The sequence below is a fragment of the Hydrogenivirga okinawensis genome, from assembly GCF_055385515.1.
Genome location: NZ_AP042386.1, coordinates 990,156 through 1,012,051 on the forward strand (window position 1 = coordinate 990,156; position 21,896 = coordinate 1,012,051).

At 50.6% G+C, this 21,896-nt stretch carries 27 protein-coding genes; 6 read left to right on the forward strand and 21 right to left on the reverse strand.

All coding sequences use genetic code 11. The annotated features are described in order from the left end of the window. Positions 1-2: 2 nt before the first annotated feature. The 6 genes from ACZ483_RS05735 to ilvB are packed head-to-tail and all read right to left on the reverse strand — an operon-like array spanning position 3 to position 4,735. A complete protein-coding gene (locus tag ACZ483_RS05735) occupies positions 3-551 on the reverse strand; it encodes a GTP-binding protein (protein ID WP_464323232.1) in 549 nt (182 codons plus the stop codon). 8 nt (positions 552-559) lie between these two features. After that, positions 560-1,252 (reverse strand): DUF4388 domain-containing protein, encoded by a 693-nt coding sequence (locus ACZ483_RS05740; RefSeq protein ID WP_464323233.1) that lies wholly within the window; start codon positions 1,250-1,252, stop codon positions 560-562. A 3-nt stretch (positions 1,253-1,255) separates the two neighbouring features. Then, the gene (locus tag ACZ483_RS05745; protein ID WP_464323234.1) at positions 1,256-1,612 is read right to left on the reverse strand and encodes a roadblock/LC7 domain-containing protein; all 357 of its coding nucleotides are present in this window, start codon (positions 1,610-1,612) and stop codon (positions 1,256-1,258) included. A 3-nt stretch (positions 1,613-1,615) separates the two neighbouring features. Continuing rightward, on the reverse strand, positions 1,616-2,338 hold the full coding sequence (locus tag ACZ483_RS05750) for a hypothetical protein (protein ID WP_464323235.1): 723 nt from the start codon (positions 2,336-2,338) through the stop codon (positions 1,616-1,618). Between the two features lie 54 nt (positions 2,339-2,392). After that, positions 2,393-2,971 (reverse strand): acetolactate synthase small subunit, encoded by a 579-nt coding sequence (gene ilvN, locus ACZ483_RS05755; RefSeq protein WP_464323236.1) that lies wholly within the window; start codon positions 2,969-2,971, stop codon positions 2,393-2,395. A 12-nt stretch (positions 2,972-2,983) separates the two neighbouring features. Next, a complete protein-coding gene (gene ilvB, locus ACZ483_RS05760) occupies positions 2,984-4,735 on the reverse strand; it encodes a biosynthetic-type acetolactate synthase large subunit (protein ID WP_464323237.1) in 1,752 nt (583 codons plus the stop codon). 109 nt (positions 4,736-4,844) lie between these two features. Between ilvB and atpA the strand changes: the two genes are divergently transcribed. Genes atpA through ACZ483_RS05780 form a run of 4 tightly spaced genes read left to right on the forward strand, consistent with a single transcriptional unit; the run spans position 4,845 to position 7,921 of the window. Beyond that, entirely contained in the window at positions 4,845-6,356 is a 1,512-nt protein-coding gene (atpA, locus tag ACZ483_RS05765; protein ID WP_464323238.1) for a F0F1 ATP synthase subunit alpha, read from the forward strand. Beyond that, a complete protein-coding gene (locus tag ACZ483_RS05770; RefSeq protein WP_464323239.1) occupies positions 6,353-7,171 on the forward strand; it encodes a DUF72 domain-containing protein in 819 nt (272 codons plus the stop codon). The genes atpA and ACZ483_RS05770 overlap by 4 nt, the downstream gene beginning before the upstream one ends. A gap of 53 nt (positions 7,172-7,224) precedes the next feature. Beyond that, on the forward strand, positions 7,225-7,626 hold the full coding sequence (panD, locus tag ACZ483_RS05775) for an aspartate 1-decarboxylase (RefSeq protein ID WP_464323240.1): 402 nt from the start codon (positions 7,225-7,227) through the stop codon (positions 7,624-7,626). Then, on the forward strand, positions 7,598-7,921 hold the full coding sequence (locus tag ACZ483_RS05780) for a rhodanese-like domain-containing protein (RefSeq protein WP_464323241.1): 324 nt from the start codon (positions 7,598-7,600) through the stop codon (positions 7,919-7,921). Before panD ends, ACZ483_RS05780 begins: the two co-directional genes overlap by 29 nt. Here ACZ483_RS05780 and ACZ483_RS05785 read toward each other — a convergent pair. The 14 genes from ACZ483_RS05785 to ACZ483_RS05850 all read right to left on the reverse strand — a co-directional run bounded on the left by ACZ483_RS05785 (position 7,911) and on the right by ACZ483_RS05850 (position 19,571). After that, complete coding sequence (locus ACZ483_RS05785) at positions 7,911-9,143, reverse strand: EAL and HDOD domain-containing protein (protein ID WP_464323242.1); 1,233 nt, start codon at positions 9,141-9,143, stop codon at positions 7,911-7,913. The genes ACZ483_RS05780 and ACZ483_RS05785 overlap by 11 nt on opposite strands. Beyond that, a complete protein-coding gene (gene glyA, locus ACZ483_RS05790) occupies positions 9,109-10,395 on the reverse strand; it encodes a serine hydroxymethyltransferase (protein WP_464323243.1) in 1,287 nt (428 codons plus the stop codon). The genes ACZ483_RS05785 and glyA overlap by 35 nt, the downstream gene beginning before the upstream one ends. A 12-nt stretch (positions 10,396-10,407) precedes the next feature. Continuing rightward, positions 10,408-11,406, reverse strand: a complete 999-nt coding sequence (locus ACZ483_RS05795; RefSeq protein ID WP_464323244.1) for a radical SAM protein — start codon at positions 11,404-11,406, stop codon at positions 10,408-10,410. A 45-nt stretch (positions 11,407-11,451) separates the two neighbouring features. After that, positions 11,452-11,898 carry a glycine cleavage system protein GcvH gene (gcvH, locus tag ACZ483_RS05800; protein WP_464323245.1) on the reverse strand — a complete coding sequence of 149 codons (447 nt, stop codon included), beginning with the start codon at positions 11,896-11,898 and terminating at the stop codon, positions 11,452-11,454. 40 nt (positions 11,899-11,938) lie between these two features. Next, entirely contained in the window at positions 11,939-12,343 is a 405-nt protein-coding gene (locus ACZ483_RS05805; RefSeq protein WP_464323246.1) for a DsrE family protein, read from the reverse strand. Between the two features lie 11 nt (positions 12,344-12,354). Beyond that, on the reverse strand, positions 12,355-13,311 hold the full coding sequence (locus ACZ483_RS05810; protein ID WP_464325134.1) for a CoB--CoM heterodisulfide reductase iron-sulfur subunit B family protein: 957 nt from the start codon (positions 13,309-13,311) through the stop codon (positions 12,355-12,357). Between the two features lie 48 nt (positions 13,312-13,359). Beyond that, positions 13,360-14,121, reverse strand: a complete 762-nt coding sequence (locus tag ACZ483_RS05815) for a 4Fe-4S dicluster domain-containing protein (RefSeq protein WP_464323247.1) — start codon at positions 14,119-14,121, stop codon at positions 13,360-13,362. Between the two features lie 12 nt (positions 14,122-14,133). Next, positions 14,134-14,928, reverse strand: a complete 795-nt coding sequence (locus ACZ483_RS05820; protein WP_464323248.1) for a hypothetical protein — start codon at positions 14,926-14,928, stop codon at positions 14,134-14,136. A gap of 1 nt (position 14,929) precedes the next feature. Further along, complete coding sequence (locus tag ACZ483_RS05825; protein WP_464323249.1) at positions 14,930-15,988, reverse strand: FAD-dependent oxidoreductase; 1,059 nt, start codon at positions 15,986-15,988, stop codon at positions 14,930-14,932. Positions 15,989-16,051: 63 nt separating this feature from the next. Beyond that, the gene (locus ACZ483_RS05830) at positions 16,052-17,392 is read right to left on the reverse strand and encodes a heterodisulfide reductase-related iron-sulfur binding cluster (protein WP_464323250.1); all 1,341 of its coding nucleotides are present in this window, start codon (positions 17,390-17,392) and stop codon (positions 16,052-16,054) included. 53 nt (positions 17,393-17,445) lie between these two features. After that, entirely contained in the window at positions 17,446-18,180 is a 735-nt protein-coding gene (locus tag ACZ483_RS05835; RefSeq protein ID WP_464323251.1) for a 4Fe-4S dicluster domain-containing protein, read from the reverse strand. A 143-nt stretch (positions 18,181-18,323) separates the two neighbouring features. After that, on the reverse strand, positions 18,324-18,749 hold the full coding sequence (locus ACZ483_RS05840; RefSeq protein WP_464323252.1) for a DsrE family protein: 426 nt from the start codon (positions 18,747-18,749) through the stop codon (positions 18,324-18,326). 21 nt (positions 18,750-18,770) lie between these two features. Beyond that, positions 18,771-19,319: a DsrE/DsrF/DrsH-like family protein gene (locus ACZ483_RS05845; RefSeq protein WP_464323253.1), complete on the reverse strand. Its 549-nt coding sequence runs from the start codon at positions 19,317-19,319 to the stop codon at positions 18,771-18,773. A gap of 12 nt (positions 19,320-19,331) precedes the next feature. Continuing rightward, positions 19,332-19,571, reverse strand: coding sequence for a sulfurtransferase TusA family protein (locus tag ACZ483_RS05850; RefSeq protein ID WP_464323254.1), 240 nt, complete (start codon positions 19,569-19,571; stop codon positions 19,332-19,334). Positions 19,572-19,717: 146 nt separating this feature from the next. Between ACZ483_RS05850 and ACZ483_RS05855 the strand changes: the two genes are divergently transcribed. Then, positions 19,718-20,281 carry a DeoR family transcriptional regulator gene (locus ACZ483_RS05855; RefSeq protein WP_464323255.1) on the forward strand — a complete coding sequence of 188 codons (564 nt, stop codon included), beginning with the start codon at positions 19,718-19,720 and terminating at the stop codon, positions 20,279-20,281. Between the two features lie 10 nt (positions 20,282-20,291). Further along, positions 20,292-21,020 carry a flagellar hook-basal body protein gene (locus tag ACZ483_RS05860; RefSeq protein WP_464323256.1) on the forward strand — a complete coding sequence of 243 codons (729 nt, stop codon included), beginning with the start codon at positions 20,292-20,294 and terminating at the stop codon, positions 21,018-21,020. On the opposite strand, the gene ACZ483_RS05865 is transcribed toward ACZ483_RS05860, so the two are convergent. Continuing rightward, positions 21,017-21,886 (reverse strand): 5'-3' exonuclease, encoded by an 870-nt coding sequence (locus ACZ483_RS05865; protein WP_464323257.1) that lies wholly within the window; start codon positions 21,884-21,886, stop codon positions 21,017-21,019. The two genes, ACZ483_RS05860 and ACZ483_RS05865, sit on opposite strands and share 4 nt — an antisense overlap. Between the last annotated feature and the right edge of the window lie 10 nt (positions 21,887-21,896).

Sequence of the window (21,896 nt, forward strand, 5' to 3'; positions counted from 1 at the left end):
GCTCAACCCTCTAAGCTCGCCCTTATGATCTCAAGCAGTGTGAGGAGTGTCTTTTTAACCTCCTCCTTGTTCTTTGCAGATAGAGGTATCACAGGTATACCTTCCTCGTCCGATATATCAAGGGCAAACTTAACATCGTCTGCGGGCCATGCGTTAGGTAGATCCTGCTTGTTGGCACCTACTACTATTGGGACAGGAAACCTCGACTGGAAGAAGTTTATTATCTTCCTCGCCTCGTGGAAGGTCTTGGGATCCGTGCTATCTACGAGAACTATGATGCCAAGGGCACCCTCTCCCAAAATCTCCCACATGAAGTCGAACCTCGATTGACCGGGCGTACCAAAAAGATAAAGCTCGTGCTCGTCGTCTATCCTTATCTTTCCAAAGTCCATGGCGACGGTGGTGTAGTCTTTCACGTTCTTCTCTATGGCGGTGGAGGTCTTTCTCTCTGTAGCAACCGTCTTTATCTCGCTAACCGTGTTTATAAACTGGGTCTTTCCGGCGGCGAAGGGACCCGCCACCACTATCTTGATCTTCTTAAGCTCCTTCATACCCCCACCTACAGCTGTTTTATCTTCTCTATTATCTTCGCAAGGAGATCGAGAGTTATAGAGGGCTTTTGAACTCTCTCCTTTCTCTTTCTCCTTATTATCCCCGCAGCTAAAAGTCCGTAGAGCGCTCTGTCTACCGTGAGCCTGTCGAGACCCGACTCCTTTCTGATCTCCGCAACAGTCCTACTACCGTTTACGAGAGAGAGGACCTTCTTCTCCTCCTCGGTAAGGTTTACTCTGCTCAGCTTGGTATCCGCATCGGGAGCCTTCTCAAATATTAGCAGTTCATCGGATATCTTTCTCTCAACCTCCTCTTCGGTTAAACTCCTCGAAGCCCTCATTATGAGCTCTTCTACGGTATAGTAGACGGGTACGTCGCTGTCGTACTTTATGAAGCCAGGGGTGAAGGAGAATATACCCTCCTTCTGATCGAGTCTGGGCAGAAAGAACCTTTCTATGGTCTTAGGTATGTCCTCCCTCTTTATTCTCAATTTATTTATGAGCTGATCGAAGTTTCTGTCGGTATACACCCTGAAAACCTTATCCACCGGGCGGGCAAAGACTATCTCTCCATCCTTAACGTAATAGGCTACTATCATATCTTTCCACTCTACAAGGAGAACACCGCTCTTCTTGTCCTTTGCTAACACCTGAAGAATGTCAGCGAAGCTGAAAGTGGTAAGATCCCCCGTCAGAGCCATTTACTAACCTATCACCTCCTTAAGCTGTTCTTGTGCCTTTCTGATCTCCATCAGAAGAAGTCCGAGCTTAGCGGTATTGCTTGCAAGAACGGTCAAAACCGCATCCTGACCTATACCGGTAAGAACTATATAGCCTTCCTCCCCTTTTATGGTGATCTGCTCAAGGTTACCCTTCTGAAGCTCCTCTGTAACCTTTTCCCCCAAGGAGAGTATAGCCGCACTCATCGCCGCCACCCTGTCCTCCTCTACCCCTGGCCTGAGGACGGCAGATATGGGCAGCCCATCGGCACTTACCAGAACCGCTCCCTCCAAACCGGAGCTCTTGATCAGTTCTTGGAGTATCTTCTCATACCTGTCCATAGCTTACGTCCCTCCTTCGTAGTCCTTTAAAAACTTAAGCTCTTCCGTCAGCTCCTCCTGCACCTTCTTAATTCTCTCTATCCCCTCCTCGAGCCTCTGCAGATCTATTTTATCGGTTTTTTCTTTTAAGAGTGAAGATATCCTTTCGATCTCCTCGCTGCACTCATGCAATTTCTTTTTAACTCTTACAAGTTTGTCCGTGTATATCTCAAGGGTGTGCTGTATCGACTGTCCAAGGGCACCGACTGGATCTAAGCCCGTGGGGAACTCCACTCCCACGTATCCTCCCTGAGCAAGTTCGAGAGCCTGGTGGATCTTGGCTGCGTTCTCGGATATGGACTCGAGTTCCTCTTCGAGCTCCTTTATCTCCTTTTCATACCTCTCTTCGAACCCCTGAACGAGCTCCCTTATACTGTTCACTATGGTAAGAACCTCCTCGTGTAGAGGTATGGGAACGACAGCCTTTTCCTTGCGCCTCTCTTCAAGGATCTCTATAACGTAGAGAAGCCTGCCGAAGAGCTCCTCCATCTTGTTTCTTGTCCACAGGATGTTGAAAAGCACCCACAGGGCAGATATGCTGAAGCCTACCGCGACCGCATAATAGGGACTGATTCCTCCAAAGTAAGTGAGGGCACCAGCTATCAAAAGTCCAAGGAGAAGGGCAGAGGCTAAGAAGAATTTCAGAAGTTCTCCGGCAAGGGAGGAAAGCTTAGGAGTTTCAACCATAGGCTCGCCCTCATCTTTACTTCTATATCCTTATCGTTACTTGTATTCCCCTTTTCAGTCAGAGTTCTCTTCCACAAACAGCTCCCTCCTCATAGCTACCTTCCCCGTCCTTGCCATCTCTTTTATACCGAAAGGTTTTAAGAGTTCAAGCATGGCGTTGATCTTGTCCTCGTCTCCCGTAACCTCTACAGTGTAGGTCTCTTGCGAGACGTCAACAACCTTCCCCCTAAAGATCTCCACAATCCTTAGAACCTCGTCCCGAGCCCTTGAGGTAGGTGTGTGAACCTTTATGAGAACCAGCTCCCTCTCAACGTGGGGAACGTCGGTTATGTCTCTGACTTTCAGAGTATCTATGAGCTTCCTGAGTTGCTTTACCACCTGATCTATGACTATGTCGTCCCCAACAACCTCTATGGTCATCCTCGATATACCCGGTTCGTGGGTCTCACCTACAGAGAGGCTCTCTATGTTGTAGCCCTTCCCAGCTATGAGCGTAGCTATTCTTGCGAGGACACCGATCTCGTTTCTAACCTTGACGTTTATTATGTGCTTCCTTACCTGCCCCTTCCTCGTCTGCCTAAATTTGGGAGCTTTTGCAACGGTTATGTCAGCCCCACCTACGGTGTCAGCCATACCTAAGCCTCCTTAACCAACAAGATACATAGTCTCCGCCTCGGTTCCCTTCCCGTCCTCAAGGATCATGTCCCTGTAAGACTTGCCAGGAGGAACCATCGGGAGAACGTTCTCCTCTCTGTCCACAACGAAGTCCAGAATAACAGGTTTATCCTCTATCTTGAGAGATTCCTCTATGATTTCCCTAACCTCTTTGGGCTTTTCAGCTCTGAAGCCAACAGCTCCCATAGCCTTGGCGAGCTTCACGAAGTCCGGCTGAAGGCTCAGATCCACCTCAGAGTACCTCTTGTCGTAGAAAAGCTCCTGCCACTGTCGCACCATTCCTAAGTAGGCGTTGTTTATTATCGCCACCCTCACCGGCACTTTGTACTGAACCGCCGTAATGATCTCCTGCATGGTCATCACAAAGGAACCGTCTCCGTCAATAACGAAAACCTCCTTCTCGGGGCGTCCTATTTTGGCACCTATACCCGCTGGAAGACCGAAGCCCATAGTCCCCAGCCCACCGGAGTTAAGGAACTGCCTCGGATAGGAGAACCTGTAAAACATCGCAGCCCACATCTGATGCTGACCTACGCCGGGAACTATGATCGCATCGCCCTTCGTCGCCTCGTATATCTGCTCTATCACGTACTGAGGCTTTATGACCTTCTTTGAGTTCTTATAGGTGAGAGGATGGAGCTTCTTCCACTTCTCTATCTGCTCTATCCACCTCTCCCTCTCCTCGGGATACAGGATCTTTCCTCCCTTTCTCTTGAGCTCGTTTATCAGCTTCCTGAGAACTATCTTTACGTCTCCAACGATGGGAACGTCCACGATTATGTTCTTGGATATGGAGGCAGGATCTATGTCTATGTGGATTATCTTCGCATCGGGGGCAAACTCGTCTATCTTGCCGGTAACCCTGTCGTCGAACCTCGCTCCAACCGCTATCAGAAGATCGGCGTTGTAAACAGCCATGTTGGCGTAATAGGTTCCGTGCATGCCGAGCATTCTCAGAGACAAAGGATGAGTTTCCGGGAAAGCTCCTTTACCCTGGGTTGTGGTTGTAACTGGTATCTTCATCATCTCAGCAAGCTCTATAAGCTCCTCCTGAGCCTCGGAGTTCACCGCCCCACCACCGACGTAGAGGACAGGCCTCTTAGCCTCCATTATCAGCTTTGCAGCCTTCTTAATCTGCTGGATATTACCCTCCACGTGGGGTTTGTAGCCAGGGAGAGCCTTCTTTACCTCTTCTACGGAGGGGATCTTGACATCGGAGAGCTGCTGGGTTATGTCCTTGGGTACATCTACGAGAACCGGTCCCGGTCTTCCCGTCCTCGCTATGTAGAAGGCTTCTCTGATGATCAGAGGAAGTTCCTCTATGTTCCTGACGAGGAAGTTGTGCTTCGTTATGGGTCTTGTTATACCGACTATATCCACCTCCTGGAAGGCGTCGTTGCCTATCATGTGGGTGGGTACCTGTCCTGTTATCACAACTATCGGAACGGAGTCCATATAGGCGTCGGCTATCGGTGTCACTATGTTGGTGGCTCCCGGTCCGGAGGTGGTCATCGCCACACCGACCTTTCCGGTAGCCTTTGCGTAACCCTCAGCCATGTGTCCGGCACCCTGCTCGTGGCGGGCAAGTATGTGCTTTATAGTCCCGTCCCTGTAAAGGGCGTCGTAGACCTCCATTATGGCTCCACCGGGGAGCCCAAAGATTACCTCAACGCCCTCCTCCTTCAGAGCCTCTATCACTATATCCGCACCTTTCCTCGACATTTGTTCCTCCTGCTATCAATTAATCGTAATATATAAAATTTGTATAAGCTTTGAGGAAGTTCAAGCTCTTGTGATATAATCTTGAGGATAAATCGCAGGAGGTTCCGAGATGGGAATGCTCAGCTACGAGGAAGCCCTTGAAATCCTCCGTCAGCAGGTAAAGGAGTTCGAAGCAGAAGCGAAGATGGAGGAGGTGGGCGTAGTCTACTACGTGGGTGACGGGGTCGCGAGGGCTTACGGATTAGAGAACGTTATGGCAATGGAGGTTGTGGAGTTCGAAGGCGGACAGAGGGGTCTCGCCTTCAACCTTGAAGAGGACAACGTAGGTATCATCATACTTGGAAGTGAAACCGGGATAAGAGAGGGATCTATAGTAAGGAGAACGGGACAGATCCTATCGGCTCCCGTCGGTAAGGGACTCGTAGGCAGGGTTATAAACCCCCTCGGGGAACCCTTGGACGGCAAAGGACCGATAGAGTACGAGTACATGTCCCCCGTCGAGAAGATAGCCCCCGGCGTTGTGGCGAGGAAACCTGTTCACGAACCCCTCCAAACGGGTATAAAGGCCATAGACTCCATGATTCCCATAGGAAGGGGTCAGAGAGAGCTTATAATCGGCGACAGGGCTACTGGTAAGACCACGATATGTATAGATACCATACTCAACCAGAGGGATACGGACGTTTACTGCATATACGTCGCCATAGGTCAAAAGAGATCCACCACCGCGAGGATAATCGAGCTCTTAGAGAAAGAGGGAGCGATGGAGTACACCACCGTGGTAGTCGCTTCCGCAACCGATCCCGCCTCACTCCAGTATTTAGCACCCTTCGTGGGATGTACCATCGGGGAGTACTTCAGGGACAACGGGATGCACGCCCTCGTGGTTTACGACGACCTCTCGAAGCACGCAGAGGCTTACAGACAGCTCTCTCTATTGATGAGGAGACCTCCCGGAAGGGAAGCTTACCCCGGAGACGTTTTTTATCTACACTCGAGGCTCTTGGAGAGAGCGGCAAAGTTAAACGATGAACTTGGAGCGGGATCCCTGACCGCACTGCCCATAATCGAGACAAAAGCGGGAGACGTTGCAGCTTACATTCCTACAAACGTTATATCCATAACCGACGGTCAGATATACCTTGAGCCCGATCTCTTCAACAAGGGTGTGAGACCCGCAATAAACGTAGGTCTCTCCGTTTCGAGGGTCGGAGGAGCAGCCCAGATAAAGGCTATGAAGCAGGTAGCAGGAAGCCTTAGGCTTGACCTCGCTCAGTTCAGAGAGCTGGAGGCCTTCGTTCAGTTCGCCTCGGAGCTCGACAAGGCTACCCAGCAGACGATAAACAGGGGTATGAGGCTCGTAGAGCTACTAAAGCAGGAACCGTATAACCCCCTTCCCGTTGAGAAGCAGATAGTCGCCATCTTTGCCGGAACCAACGGATACTTGGACGATATACCCGTCGAGTCGGTTAGGAAGTTCGAGAAGGAGCTCTACACCTTCCTCGACAGCGAGAGACCCGATCTCTTGAAAGAGATAAGGGAGAAAAAAGCTCTCGACGATGAATTGAAGAACAAGATCAAGGAGGCTCTCGACATCTTCAAGTCCAAGTTCGTTCCTTGAGGGTTTACGTAGGTTGCAGCGGTTTCTCCTATAGAGACTGGAGGGGGACCTTCTACCCCTCCAACCTTCCCCAGTCCGAGTGGATAACCTACTACGAAAAGTTCTTCGATATTTTGGAGATAAACTACACCTTCTACTCCATGCCCCACCCCTATACCATGGAAAGTTTCCTTGAAAAGACCAAGAGGTTGAGGTTCTCCATAAAGGCTAATAAAATCTTTACCCACGAGAGAAGCTACACGGGTGAGGACGTAAGAAAGTTCCTCTCAGCCTGCGAGCTTGTTATTGAGGAACGCTTCATCGCCTTCCTCTTCCAGTTCCCACAGAGCTTCCGCTACTCCCCGGAGAGCATGGACTACTTGAAGAAACTTTCCGAGGACTTCGCCGGCTTGGAGAAGGTAATCGAGTTCAGGCACCGGAGTTTCGCAAGGCATGAGGTTTACGAATATGTAGAATCCCTTGGCTTTTCCTTAGTGAACGTCGATGCCCCGAAGCTTAAGGGGCTCTTCCTGGGACCCTGGGAGTCAGTGGGAGAGATAAACTACGTAAGACTCCACGGAAGGAACGCTCAGAAGTGGCACAAGGGAGAAGAGTCTTTCGAGAGATACGACTACCTGTACTCCGAGGAGGAACTGAGAAGTTTGAAGGAAAAGATACTTAGGATGCAGAAGGGAAAGGAGACCTACGTGTTCTTCAACAACCACTACAGGGGCAAGGGAGCCCTTAACGCCCTTCAGATGAAGGAACTCCTCGGTGAGGAGGTTAGGTATCCCAAAGGTCTGAACCAGCTCATGGCAAGGAGACTCTGGGAGTAGAAATTCATAAGGGATTTCTTATATTATTATTTTGTCTTGCAGGAGGTGGAGAGTTGAGGAGGCAAATGCTCAAGTCCAAGATTCACAGGCTTACCGTGACGGGATCAGAACTCCACTACGAGGGAAGTCTATCTTTGGACGAAGAGCTTATGGAAGCGGCGGACCTGCTACCCTTCGAGAAAATAGAAGTATACAACATCAACAACGGTGCGAGGTTCTCAACCTACGTCATCCCAGCCCCAAGGTTCTCAGGAACGGTGAGACTCAACGGTGCAGCGGCTCGTCTCGGCTCCGAAGGAGATCTCATCATAATAGCCTCCTACGCGGAGTACGAAGAAGAGGAGCTCGCGACCTACAGTCCAAAGCTCGTGTACGTGGACTCTAACAACAGGATCAAGGCGGTGAGAAGATCTATGGAGGAAGAGAATGTTCAATGTGCCGGCGGTAACCCCTGAGGAGGCAAAGGAGCTCTTAGAAAAGGAAGGGGACAAGGTTGTTCTTCTGGACGTAAGAACTCCTCCCGAACACTTTCAGCTTAGAATTCCCAACTCCCTCTTTATACCTTTGGACGAGTTGAGGTTCAAATACACAGAGCTTCCGAAGGATAAGAAGTACATCGTTTACTGCAGGAGCGGAGAGAGGAGCGCCTTCGCTACCTACTTTTTAAGACACATGGGCTACGAAGCTTACAACTTGGAGGGCGGGATAATAACATGGCCCTACGAAAAGGAGTCAGGGGCTAAAGCCTGAGTATCTCCTCTGCCTTCATCTGGGCTTCGAGGACCTTGTTCTTTAACTCGAACGGTTCCATTTTAAGCGACGGGGCAAGTTTTTCTACTACCTTGTCCAACTTGTCATCACCCTGATTCAAGGCCTCCTCGAGGAGAGAGGCGTCCTGAAGTATCTGGCTAAGCGTCTCGTTGGCTCCGGTGTAAGCGTCCACTATAGCCGGATCTATGTTGACATCTCTCAGAAACTCGATCTTATCAACACCCAGGATCTTATCTATCAACGAAAATAGACCGGCAAGGTAAGCCTCATTAGTAAGCTCTGGTTTTGTTTTCCTCGCTATCTCTTCGGCAAGGATAGCTCTTATAAGGGATCTTTTCCAAAGGTAAGGGTTCTCTACGGATACGTAGTCGTTGGTAGCAACCAGTAGAGTAAACTTCTTGAGATTCTCCATACCGAGGTAGGCGCATGCCTGAACTATATCTTTTATCTCCTTTCTCTTAGCAAAGTATGCCGAGTTTACAAACCTAAGAAGCTTAGCCGACATGCCTACGTCGCTTGCTATTATCTTTGCAAAGTCCCTTATGCTTTGCACAGTGTTTAGAGCCGCTATCATTCTCATCAGGGTAGTTTTAAGGAAAGGAGCTATCTCAAACTCCTTAACCAGCTGTGGCTTACCTAAGTAGTTACCCTCCAATAGATCTCCCAAAGCATGAGCTTTCTCGTAATCCTTCTCGGTCTCTATCCTGCTAATGAGGAGTTTCTTGTTATTTCTCCTCACTGCGGAAGCCTTATCCTCGTTTATTCTCTTTACGGTAAACTCAACCATGTGTGCCTTCTGAAGTAAATCCACATACTTGCCTGAGTAAAGCTCTTCGGTAATGGAAATCATCGCTCCTTCTTCTTTGAGCTCGTCCAACCTCTTTAATATGCTCGAGTATACTGTCCTTCCCACTTCTATCTGAGATGGTATAAGCTCGAAGACCACGTAATCTTTGGGCAATAGGTCAAGGACCTTATTAAGCAGAGAATCTAAGGTGACGTTTATAAAGATCTTCTTCCCATCGGACACCTTCCTCACACCCAGTTCGGAAACGAGCTCTGCAATTATAAATGTGGCTTTGTTAAAGGGTACGTCCTTAGGATAGTGTTCAAGATCGTCCGATCTTCTCAGGTATACTTCGTAGCCGTACACCTCCCCGTTTTTCTCAAAGACCGGCTGTCTGGCTATTGCGAAGCTCATACATCCTCTCCCTGAGCTCCGGATAGAGCGGGTACTGTTCACAGAGCTCCCTAACCTCTTCCCTCACCTGCTCTATAACCTTTTCATCGTTTATGTTTTTGATAACTTTAGCGATGAAACGGGCTATCTTCCTCATCTCCTCCTCTTTCATCCCCCTCGTGGTCAGAGCTGGAGTCCCTATCCTTATGCCGCTCGTCTTGGTAGGAGGTAGAGGATCGAAGGGGACCGCGTTCTTGTTCACCGTTATGTTAGCTCTGCCCAAGGCGTCCTCGACCTCCTTGCCGGTCAAGTTCATGCTTCTGAGATCCACGAGTACTATGTGGGAGTCCGTTCCTCCCGTGACTATCTTGAAGCCTTCCCTCTGGAGCTCTTCAGCGAGAACCTTCGCGTTCAGTATGACTTGCCTCGCGTACCTCTTGAAGTCTTCACTCATAGCCTCTTTAAAGGCAACCGCCTTGGCCGCTATAACGTGCATCAAGGGTCCTCCCTGGATGCCGGGGAAAACGGACTTGTCTATTATCTTGGCAAACTCCTCCTTACACAGGATAAAACCGCTCCTCGGACCTCTCAGGGTCTTGTGGGTGGTGGAGGTGACGAAGTGAGAAACGGTCACGGGGTTAGGATACTCACCGGCGGCGATAAGACCAGCGTAGTGAGCCATGTCCACCATAAGGTAGGCGCCCACCTCGTCAGCTATCTCCCTCATCTTCTCCCAGTCACAGATCCTCGGGTAGGCGGAGGCGCCGCCGACTATGAGCTTCGGTCTGTGCTCCTTGGCGAGTTTGTACATCTGGTCGTAGTCTATGAGTTCGGTTTCAGGGTTGAGTCCGTATTGAACCACGTTGTAAAGCTTCCCGGAGAAGTTCACCTTTGCACCGTGGGTAAGATGTCCGCCGTGGGCGAGGTTCATACCGAGAATAGTATCGCCCGGCTGGAGGACCGCCATGTAAACCGCCATGTTTGCCTGTGAACCCGAGTGGGGCTGGACGTTGGCGTGTTCCGCCCCGAAGAGTTTTTTAACCCTCTCTATGGCAAGGTTTTCCGCTATATCGACGAACTCACAGCCTCCGTAGTATCTCCTTCCAGGAAGTCCTTCGGCGTACTTGTTGGTAAGAACGCTTCCCGTAGCCTCCATTACAGCAAGGGAAGTAAAGTTTTCGGAGGCTATCATCTCAAGGTGGTAGAACTGACGTTCGTACTCCTTTACAACTACCTCAAATATTTCCGGATCGGTTCTCAGCAGGTGTTCCATAGAAGTATTATATTACGAACCGTTAAAGCTCATCATGAAAACGGTAGAACAACAGGAGGGTGAGAGAACAGGATCGAGACCTATGGACTTGGAGTAGGTAACCACACCCTCGGCGGGGAAGGCTATCCCATCCACACCGGCGAGGATAGAGTATATGTCAAACCTGATCCTCTCCGAACCTGCAGGGCGAGCACAACCTATCATAAGGGGGGAGTTTGGTACGCTCTTCCTCGCGAAGAGAACCACGTCGACGCTCTCTTCAACAGGAGGAGGAGGAAGAAGTTGGAACTTAGCCTTTCCGTAGTAGGGCATGACTACAACGAGGACGAGGGCATCCGGCTCATACTTAGATATCATCTCTATGGCCCTGTACTCGCCCTTTATCTTTCCGTAGTGGAGACCTATTATCACATGGGGAACTATCTTGAGTCCGGCGTCTTTCAAATTTTTAAGGGAGAGATCGTAATCCTCCACGCTCTTGTGAGGAAGTTTGTAAACCTGAGCTATGGTCTCGTCGTCCCCTATTATGTCCAAGAGAACAGCATCAACTTCGGCATCCTTCAAACCTTGAGCAAACTTCTCATCCACGAGACCCACGTGGCAGGTTACGAGCATACCGAGGTCCCTCTTCACAGCCCTCATGATTTCAAAGAAGGGCTGAAGCTCCACCACCCCGTCCTTGTTAGATCCTCCGGATACAAGTATCCCTGTGACACCCTGAGCTTTAAGGTCCTCACATACCCTCCAGAGCTCTTCGGGTGTGGTGGCGGGTATCATGTGCCAAAGGATCTTGCTGGCACAGTGGTCGCACATAAGCTCACAGTTCCTTCCCGTTATGGATATGTCCACGAACCTCGGGGGAGTTCTAATAGAAAAGTCCTCCACCTCGTAGTGCTTAAAACCGGGGCTGTGAAAAAAGACCTTCTTACCGAGGTTTTTGAGCTTTATCTCCAAACCTTCCCTGAGCCTCTCGGTTAGCTTTTCATCTATCTCGAAGTCTATCTCTACCATGGATTTTCCCCTTTTAAAGAAGGCGGGGGGAACCCGCCCTGAGGATTATCCGCACTTAACCCCCTTCTCCTCGGCAACCTTCTTCAGAGCCTCGACGGCTTCAGATCCTTTGAGGAGTTGGTTGATGTCATCGGGGTTGGTAGGTTTGAGCTTCACTATCCACCCCTGTCCGTAAGGATCGTCGTTGACAAGGGCGGGGTTACCTCTGAGAGCTTCGTTCACCTCAACTATCTCTCCCTCGAAGGGTGCGGGAACCGGTCCTACCCACTTTCCGCTCTCGATCGTTGCAACGCTCTTTCCCTTCTTAACGGTTTTCCCCACCTTCTTCGGAGTATAAGCGACGAGTCTTCCAGCCATGGCGGCGGCTATCGAGGTCAGCCCTACGGTGTAGGTGCCGTCTCCGTTGTCTTTAACCCATGTGAAGGCGTTAGCCTCAGGGTCAACGTGATAAAGCAGGTCCTCGGGAACCTGACATCCGTTTACCTCTGCCATCTTACACCTCCCGTTTATTGGAATTAGGATTTATTGTATATCAGAAGACTATCAGCTTGTCCGCTTCCATAGCCCTTATGGCGAACTCGCTTGCGGGGACCACTCCGTCGAGCTCAGGAATAAGCTCATCCTCCGTAAGACCGAGGGAGTCCACAGCCTGCTTACAGGAATAAAACTTGACGCCGGCGAGCTTGGCGTCTCTCATAAAGTCGTAGACACTCTTGGGCTTCTGTCCGTTCTGGGGGGCGCAGTTTCCGTCTATGGCGGGGCAGATCTTCTCCGCTATCCCTTTCCTGATGAGGTTCGTTCCGTCCATGTTGAAGAATATCTCCACGTCAGCGTCGTTTGCCGCCATTAGGGCTGCTATGTAAAAGGGCGAGGCACACCGCCAGGGTGTCCTCGGACCGCTCGTCATCAGTATTACTATCTTCTTCTCCTCTTCCATCGCTTCACCCGTTATACGAGACCGAGCCTCTTAAGAACGGGGATAGGATCGGAGAGGTTGTCCTTGAGCTTGACGTCTCCGGCGCTGTATCCGAAGGCGAGACCTAAGAGCTGGGTGAAGTAGGCCGCAGGGACGTCAACGTCGGGAACGCCTTTCATCATGAGCCTGTGCCTGTACATCTCGAGGGAGGCGTGACAAAGGGGGCACTCGGTGGCTATTATGTCGGCTCCGTTCCTCTTTGCAGTCTGGAGTATCATCATTACGAACTTCTCGGAAACCTGCTCGTCGGAGAGGGAGTGGGGTCCTCCGCAGCACTGGGTGTGCATCGGTTCAAACTCAACGTTGGTCGCTCCTGCAGCTTCAAGGAGAGCCTCCATGTAGTAGGGGTGCTCGTCGTCGTCGGCGGTCTCCCTCATCCTGGGTCTTTCCTGCTCCTCAGTTCCGCTGTGGGAGTAAGTTCTTGAGTAAAAGTGGGGTCTCGTGTAGAGGCATCCGTAGTAGTTGGCCACCTTAAGACCCTTAAGGGGCTTCTTGGTTCTCTCCTTGACCTTTTCGGGACCCGCCTCGTGGTAGAACCACTCTAATATATGGTAGGTGTGCGGTACATCGGTGAGGGGATCCACACCGCCTTCCTTGAGGAGGGTGTTTATCCTCTCGAAGACGTTCTTGTCGGTCTCAAGGAAGTACTCGGCCCTCTGGAGGGAGAAGGAACATCCGTTGCAGGGCGCGACTATGACGTTATGGCCCTGTCTTTTGGCGAGGGACATGTTCCTCGCGTTGAGGAGCATCGTTCCCCAGAAGGTGACGTTCTTGGTCTCCATAGCCCCGCAACAGTTGTAGTCCTCCAGATAGTCGAGCTCCAAGCCGAGCTCCTTGGCAACTATCTTCGTGGAGACGTCATAAGCCCTCGCCGCTCCTTCGAGGGAGCATCCGGGGTAGTAAGCGACCCTCTTTCCTATACCGCCCATAGGCGGTTTTCTAACCTGAGCTACCGCCATCTTTCCACCTCCTTAAGCTTAGTGGGTAAAGACTCCCTCTTCCTCCATCACCTTCCTGAGAACCTGCTTGAACCTGTTCCAGTTCTTCGTCCTCGGATGGAAGAGCATATGCTTGGCATTGAGGATGAGGAAGCCTATGTTCATGCTCTTTATAGGCTTGACTGCGAGCTGCTTGAGCCACTCGGGAACCCCGCCCATGAAGGGTATGGGCTTCTTCAGTATGGGATCCTTGACCACCTGATAGCCCTGTTTCTCTATCCATCCAAATAGGAGCTCTCCGTCCTCTATCCTTCCGTACTCGTAAACGCTCTCTAAGAAGAACTTGTCGAACTTCTTGGATGGATACTCCTCTATAACACCCCTCTTAGCCATTACCCTGAGTATGGCTTTAAGCACCTCTTCAACGAGAACACCCTTGGGACACCTGTGGGTGCACTTGTGGCAGGAGACGCACCTCCACATCACGTCCGCACGCTTCTGGAGCTCGTCTATGAGTCCGAGCCTCGCGAGGTGTATGAAGTGTCTGGGGTTGTACCTCTCGTCCCAGTAGTTGTGAACGGGGCACGATGCGGTGCAGTAGGAGCACTGGTAGCACTGGAGTATAGTCTTGCCCTCCGGTTGCTCCAGAACCTCGTTGAGGAAGTCTAAGTCATAGTCGTTTATAACCCTCGGAAGTATGATAAGGTTCCAATCTCCGGAAACGTCAACTCCGTCAACTACGAGCCTTTCCTTCCTTAGAACCCTTTCCGGGTCAACAAGGCTCCTCTCGTGGATAGCCATCCTTCACACCTCCTAAGTGAATTCAACGGGGGCATTTACCCCCAAGAGCCTCTTCGCCATAACACCTGCAGGTGGGAAGAAACCCTTGGCGCTGTGCATGGTGGAAAGGGTCATGTAATCTACGTAGGTTGCGTAGATCATGGCGAGGAAGATGTCCACGAAGAGATATCCCTTTACCTTTATTCCGAACTCCTGGAGTTTCTCCGCTATCTGCTCATAGACCTGTTTGAACTGCTCGTAGGTCTCTCCGTACATCCTCCTTCCTCTACCGCCGGTAGGCGGTTCCTCTTTGAGGAAGACTATCGCGCCTGTCTCTGTCTCGGGATCCCATATCCAGCTCGTCCAGAGAATATACTTGTCGGGAAAGGTGAAGTGTAAGAGCTCTGCAGCTATATCCCTCGCGGACTTCCTGTCCACGCCCCTGATCTGCTTTGCGAACTCCTCAACCTTTTCCTCCCAGCTCCTCTCTTCCTTCTTCTTGAAGAATCCTCCCTTCTCGTCACCGTATAGAAGATCGCTTATAGCCTTCTTAAGCCTGTCTATTCCGGTCTCCTCTATGATCTTTCTCTTCTTCCTTCTTGCGGCGAAGATCCTCTCGAAGATCCTTTCCAACTCCTCCTCGGTGAGGGAAGGCAGCCTCTCTTTAGAGAGGGTCTCCTGGAACAGGGCGGACTTCTCTAAGAGCTCCTGATAGAACTCTTGAACGAACTCCTCACCTTCACCGAGTATCTTGATCAGGTAATCCCTGATAAGCGCGTCGTCTAACGTTACAGCCTTGAAGCCGCCTTCCCTCTTTTCTTCACCCATATCAAGCCGACACCTTCGCTCCTATGAACGTTGCTGCCTCAGCTCCGGCTGCCTCTCCTTCCGCAAGGGAGGACTCTATGTCTATCGGTCCCTTACAGGCACCCGCTATGAACACACCGGGCTTGTTAGAGACTATGTTGGAACCAGAGTCCTCCGCCGGAACGAGGAACTGGCTATCGGGATCTTGGGCGAGCCCGAGTATCTTAGCTACCTTTTTGGTTCCCTCAGAGGGCTCCATTCCGAGAACGAGAACGACGAGATCCATGGGTATCTCAGCAGGTCTCTGAACGATGGTATCCTCGTGCTTGACCCTGAGCCTTCCGTCCTGAGGGTTGTAGGTTATCTCCGCTATCCTACCCCTGACGTACCTGACGCCGTACTTCTCCTGAGGAGCCCAGTAGAAGGGGTACTCCCAGGTTCCGTAGGTTCTCACGTCCATGTAGTAGCAGAAGACGTCCACCTCGGGGTAGTGCTCCCTGATCTCGGAGCCCTGAAGTCCCGAGAGGGCACATCCGTACCTACAGCAGTGAACGTTTGTAACTCCCAGCTGTCTGTCCCTCGACCCAACGCAGAAGACAAAGGCGACCCTCTTGGGGAGCTGTCCGTTGGATGGTCTGTAGAGCTTACCCTCTCTGGAGAACATCTGCTCGAGCTCGAGGTTGGTGATGACGTCGGGATATATTCCGTATCCGAGCTCTCCCTTCCTTTTGGCGTCGAAATGCTGGAAGCCGGTAGCTACGACTATTGCTCCGACCTCGTGCTCCTCTCCGTTGGAGAGCTTTACCTTGAAGTTGGGAGCCTCACCCTCGCAGGCTTCGAGCTCGACACCGAGCTTGACTTCAACGTTGGGGTTGTTCTGGACCTCTTCGACGAAAGGACCTATGACCTGTTGAGGTGTCATCTTTCTGGGGATGAGTGTGTGATAGTCTTCCAAGATGGGTCTTCCACCGAGCTTCTGCTCTTTCTCGATCAGGATCGTGGGGATTCCCAACTTACCGAGGGTTCTCGCCGCCGCCAGTCCTGCGGGACCACCACCGATTACCAGGACACTCTTTGCCATCTCCTACCTCCTTAATGAAGAGTTATTGAATAAGGGGGACAGGCGTCCCCCGAACAACCGAACTTAGGACTTGAAGAGGGGCATATCTGCAGTAGCAGATCTCCTTCTCTTAAACCCGTCGGAGGTTCTGCTGTAAGGCTCGTAGAGGTCGTACTCCTTGAAGAACTCCATGAGCTCATCGTACTTACCCTGCTTCTCGAGCTCGGCTATGTGCTTGACGGTATCTTCCCACTCCTTCCTGAGCTCCTTCCAGTTGGTTATTCCCATCTTCTCAAGGAGAGGCTCGTAGTTGGAACAGTTCCAGTAGAGCTGAACGATCTTGAAGGGATGGGCTCCACAGGCGAGCGCCGCGAACATAACGTCGGACATAACCGCTACAGGATGGTACATTCCATGAGCCTTACCGATCCATTGGTTCTTCTCGAAGGTGGTCGTACATCCGGTGTCGTGGGTAACTATAAGATCCGCCTTGATCTCCTCGGCTATGACCTTGAGCTTCCTCTGTATTGCAAAAGATCTGGTGAACTCCCTCTCAGTGAGGATGTGCCTGAAACCGAATCCACAGCAGTCGTACCAGGTAGAGTAGTCAACCACCTGAGCCCCAAGAGCCTTGACAACCGCCGTGGAAGCTGCAGGTCTCTGTCCGTTGTAGACCTCAGGGTCGTAGGGGTAGTCATCCGCCATCATCTTCCAGGTGTGGCAGGCGTTGTGGATAGCGACCCTGACGTTGGATACGTCTATACCTTTAGCTTTACCTTCCTTCTCATAGAGCTCAGCTATTTTGTACCTGTTGGCATGAACCCACTCGGAGTAGTGAACGATCTCCTGAGGTATGACTATCCTTCCGTCCTCGGTCAGTCTTCCGAGCTTCTTCAGGATCGGCTTAACGGCGTCCCTGAGTTCCTTGTTGAATATGAGCTGCTCCCTCGTCTCCTTGTAGGATCCAAAGGAAGTTCCGCAGTGGATGAGTGGGTAATATCCCGTCTTCCAGGCCTGATGCATGTTCCTGAGCCAGACCGCTGCAAGGGCTACGGGGTTTGATGTTCCCGATCCGTGGTAGTTCCAAGCGGTACAGGAGGTCTGGTGGGGCTCGTTTAGATAGTCATAACCAAACTTGTTCATGAACCAGAAGATCGATGCGGGGTATCCGGGAATGTTACCGCACTGACCGCAGGACTTGTGGTGCCAGAGCTTGGCGGTGGGTATGGTCTTTATCCTTCCGGTCCTTGTATAAACCTCGACCGGCTTGTTCTCCTCTGTGATCCTGTAAACAAGGATCTCTCCCTTCTCTTCGAGCTCGTACATCTCCTCGAAGAGGTGATCGTAGTGAGAGTTCCTGTTCAGTATAGGAAAAGGTTCAGGATCAGCATATCTCAGATATGGGCTCTTCCCGTGATGTCCCATAGCTACACCTCCTCATGATTTTCTTCGGGGCACCAACCCCACTCTTGAACATATTACTCTTCCTCCTCCTCTTCCATGAGCTCTTCCCATCTTTCTTCGTTCTCCTCGACTATGTCCATGATGACGTTGTAAAGGTTAGGATCGAGCTTCTCGAGCATCTCGAATATTCCCGTCTCTCTCCAGATCGTGTACATCTCTACTGCAGTTTCGAGAGATACCTCCCAAGCAGTTTTGACGGACTTACCCACATCAAAGGGTATAGCCATCCTCTTCGCTCTGAGGTTCTCCATGTTGTCCTGCATTTTGGGTCCCCAGTCGGGGAAGAAGTCCGGCTGGAGCATGTCTGCGGAGAGCTGGTTTCCGGTGGTCATAACCTTCAGGAGAACCCTTCCGTAGGGCTTGAGGAGATCCTTGGTAGCCTCGAAGGCGTTCCTGACAGCAACCTCCCTCATTATGATCACGAGCCCTCCGGGATTGTTGACGAAGGGGCACCTGATCCAGCAGGTGAAGCACTGGGAGCATGCCCAGATGTACTCGTGCATCATGTCGTATATAACTTCCACGTCCTCCTCTAAGAACCTCTGGACTATCTCCCTCGGAGAGTAATCGAAAAATCTATTCGAAGGGCAGGATGCCGTGCACACTCCGCAGTTCAGACATCCAAATAGGAACTCCTTGAACCTGAAGTCCGACTTGACCTCCTCGTATATCCTGACCTTTTCTTCCCAGGGAACCTCCTTGGTCTTCTCGGAGATAGGTATATTGTATCCGTAAGGGTGTCCTTCCATCTCAAGCACCTCCTCAAAGATTATGCACAGATACTAACTTAGTATCTTTTTTCAGGGAGGACAAAAAAATTTCGTTATAGGTATATAAAAATATGCTTATAATCATATTTAAGTAGGGGGAGGGGAGGCTCCCTCCCTTTGAGTTACAGGGATATGACAGCATACTCTCCGCTCATTAACTTGTCCAAGAAGGCGGCACCGCCTATTATTCCGTCGCAGAGCTCCTCGTTGACGTCTTCCTTCTTATAGACGTCGGTGAGGTCAAGTGAGGGAACACAGAGGTAGATCTTAACACCGGCTTCCTTAGCCATCTTGATAAAGTCGTAAACCGTCTGATCTACACCGGGTCTTACCTTTACCTTCTTAGCGTTGTCCTTCATAAGGAGAAATCCAGCCTCAGAAGTTATGACCATCTCCACCTCGTAGTCCATCGTGGTGGCAGCGGTAGCCAAGAAGAAGGGTGCACCTGCCTGAGGGTTTATGAGCTCTCCGGTGGTAGGTTCCGCCCTCTCAAAGAAGGGAACGGTCAGAATGTAGAAGAGAAGCTTTTCATACTCCTGTCCTGCCATAATCCTCCTCCTAAAAGGTTTTTAAACGAACAGTATCATTGGCTTGTCCGCCTCAAGAACGTAGTTTATAAAGGTCGCAGCGCCCCCTGGTGGCTCGAGCCCGTCTATGAGGTCCTCATACTTGTAACCGAAGAGTTCCATGGTCATCTGGCATGGAATGAGCTTGACGTCAGCCTCCTTACAAAGCTCTATCAGCTCTTCTATCGAGGCGACACCGTGATCCTTCATGGTTTTCTTCATCATCACAGTCATGAAGTCGGTCATTCCAGGGATAACACCCATCAGCTGGGGAGGTCCAGGGAATATTGCCTCCATAAGACCGGCGAGCTGACCCACACCGGGAGTCTTCTTGACAGAAGGTGGGAAGGCCATCGGCATCCCCGGATTTCCAACAGGGGCTATCTTGAGCTGTTTCTGTTTCTCCTTGTGGATTATATTGAGCCCGTAAAAGGTGAAGAATATAGCGGACTCAATCCCAAGGGAGGCTGCCGTAGAGGCGAGTATGAGAGGAGGGTAAGCCCAGTCCAGCGTTCCTTTTGATGCTATTATCGCGAGTCTTTCACTTGCCATGGCTACCCTCCTTTATCCCTTTTTCTTAATGTAGAAGATGTACTTACCCCCTTCTTCTACCGTTTCTACAAGCTCATGCCCTGTCCTCTGACAGAAGGCAGGTATGTCCGCTTTGGAACCCGGATCAGTAGAGATAACCTCGAGAACCTGACCGGGCTGAAGTTCCTCGAGAGCCTTTTTGGTCTTAAGAACCGGAAGAGGACAGTTTAGCCCCGAAGTATCGAGGGTCTTATCAGCTGTCACGCTTGCCATACTACACACCTCCTTTCAGGTTTGAAGGACACCTTAATTAGATTATCACCATATTTTTATAAGGTGACTATTACTTTTTGTTAATGGGTAAATAATGCCGATTTATAGTTTACAGAGAGCCGTCGGAGTTGTATGTTTATTTTAACATGGAGAGGAAAGAGGAGATCCTCAAGCTTATAGAGGAGGGTTACACCACGGCAAAGGAGCTTGCCAGACATTTCAACGTATCGCTAATGACGATATACCGGGATCTCAAGGAACTCGAGGAGGAGGGCAGGATAGTCCGTAGGCACGGGATGATAGAGCTAAAGAAAGAGGATTCTCTCAAGGAGAGCCACTGTGCCGTCTGCGGTAAGGAGGTGGATCTAAGGTTCGCCTTCACGTATATACTTAAAGGTGGAAAGAAGGTACACACCTGCTGTGCCCATTGCGGTTTGATAGCTTACAAAACTCTGAATACCGAAAAGGTGGAGATGGCTCTCGCGAGGGACTTCATAAGCTGTAATCCAGTCAGCGCCTTTACAGCGGTCTATGTGGTAGGAAGTTCCGTTTCCCCCTGCTGCCGACCTTCCGCCTTTGTCTTTGCTGATAGGGAAATAGCCGAGAAGTTCGCCAAAGGTTTTGGTGGATACGTTGCGGAGTTCACCGATGCGGTTGCCAAAATGGAAGAGCTAATGAAAATAGGACATAGGGTCGATATAAGTATATAAGGAGGGAAGGATGGCTTTAGATTATCAGCCATTGTTTATTCTTGCCGGCGGCATGCTCTTACAGGAGAGGAAACTCTCCACGGTGACTAACAACCTTGCTAACGCAGATACGCCCTCTTTTAAAAGAGATCTTCTGCTTGTCTCTACGTGGTATACCGACGATGGGGTAGAGGTTCCAGACACCTCCCCCCAGAATCCGACGAGGAACTTCGTCTATCCCATGGTGAGTGGAACCTTTACCGATCTCTCGCAGGGACCCCTTAAAGAGACGGGAAACCCTCTTGACCTTGCCATAGAAGGGGAAGGTTTCTTCGCTGTGAGAACGCCCGAGGGAATACTCTATACGAGAAAGGGTAGTTTCAGGCTCGACAGCGAAGGGTATCTTACGACCGAGGAAGGATACCGGGTCTTAGACGTTCAGAACAGGGAAATAAGGTTAGAGGGAAATAAAATCTACGTGGACGGAGAGGGTAATCTGTACGTGGACGGTGAGATGAGTTCTACGTTGGGTATCTGGAACCTTCAGAATACTGAGAAGGCTGGTCTCGACTTCTTTACTGGCACTCCTCAGAGAGCAACCGCCTTTAAGGTCAGACAGGGATATTTAGAGCTTTCAAACGTGAATCCCATAGTTGAAATGGTCAGGTTAATTGAAACCTCAAGAGCGCACGAAGTTTACGCGCGACTCGTTCAAGCGGTCGATGAAGTTCAGGGGAGAGTAAACACCATAGTCCGTTAAAAGAGACTTCTCTGAACCCCTTTATTCCACACCTTCTCAACGTCTTTGAGTATACTCTTCATATCAAGCTCTTCCAGCCTCCTCTTGAGCTTTTCCATATCGGGTACTCCAACTCTCAGGTCCCCCTCTTCGAGATCCACATCCGCATCGAGCATCGGCTTAACCAGATAGTAGGAGAGTTCTACGCTTTCCTTTTCTGCGTTAGGGAACCTTCTTTTAAACTCCTCCCATCTCTCGAGTATTCCCTTTATACCTCCGAACTCCTTTATTATCTTCACCGCCGTCTTGGGACCTATGCCTTTAATTCCCTCGATGTTATCTATCTTGTCCCCCACGAGAGCCAAGTAGTCCGCTACTCTGTCGGGCGGTACACCGAACTTCTCCTCCACCTTCTTAGTGTCAAAGATCTCCCAGTTCATAGGGTTTATAACGAGGACTTTATCGCTCACGAGCTGGAGCATGTCCTTGTCCGGCGTGTAGATCTTAACTTTAAAACCCCTATCGGAGAACTTCTTTGCAAGAACAGCTATGAGGTCATCCGCCTCGTAACCGGGTACCTCAAGGGTAGGGATCCCCATAAGCTTGAGGATCTCCTTTATCACCGGTATCTGGACCTTGAGAGGATCGGGCATTGATGGTCTGCCTGCCTTGTACTCCCTGTAAACCTTTTCCCTTTTAGAGGGCATCGGAGCATCGAAAACCACCACTAGGTACTCGGGTCTCTCGGACTTCATTATGGAGAGAATGGCTCTCAGAAACCCGTAGATAGCTCCCGTGGGGAAACCATCCTTAGTAGACAGTGGAGGTAGGGCAAAGAAGCTCCTGTATATGAAGGAGGAAGCATCGATGAGGTGGAGGGTTTTCATAAGGTATGAT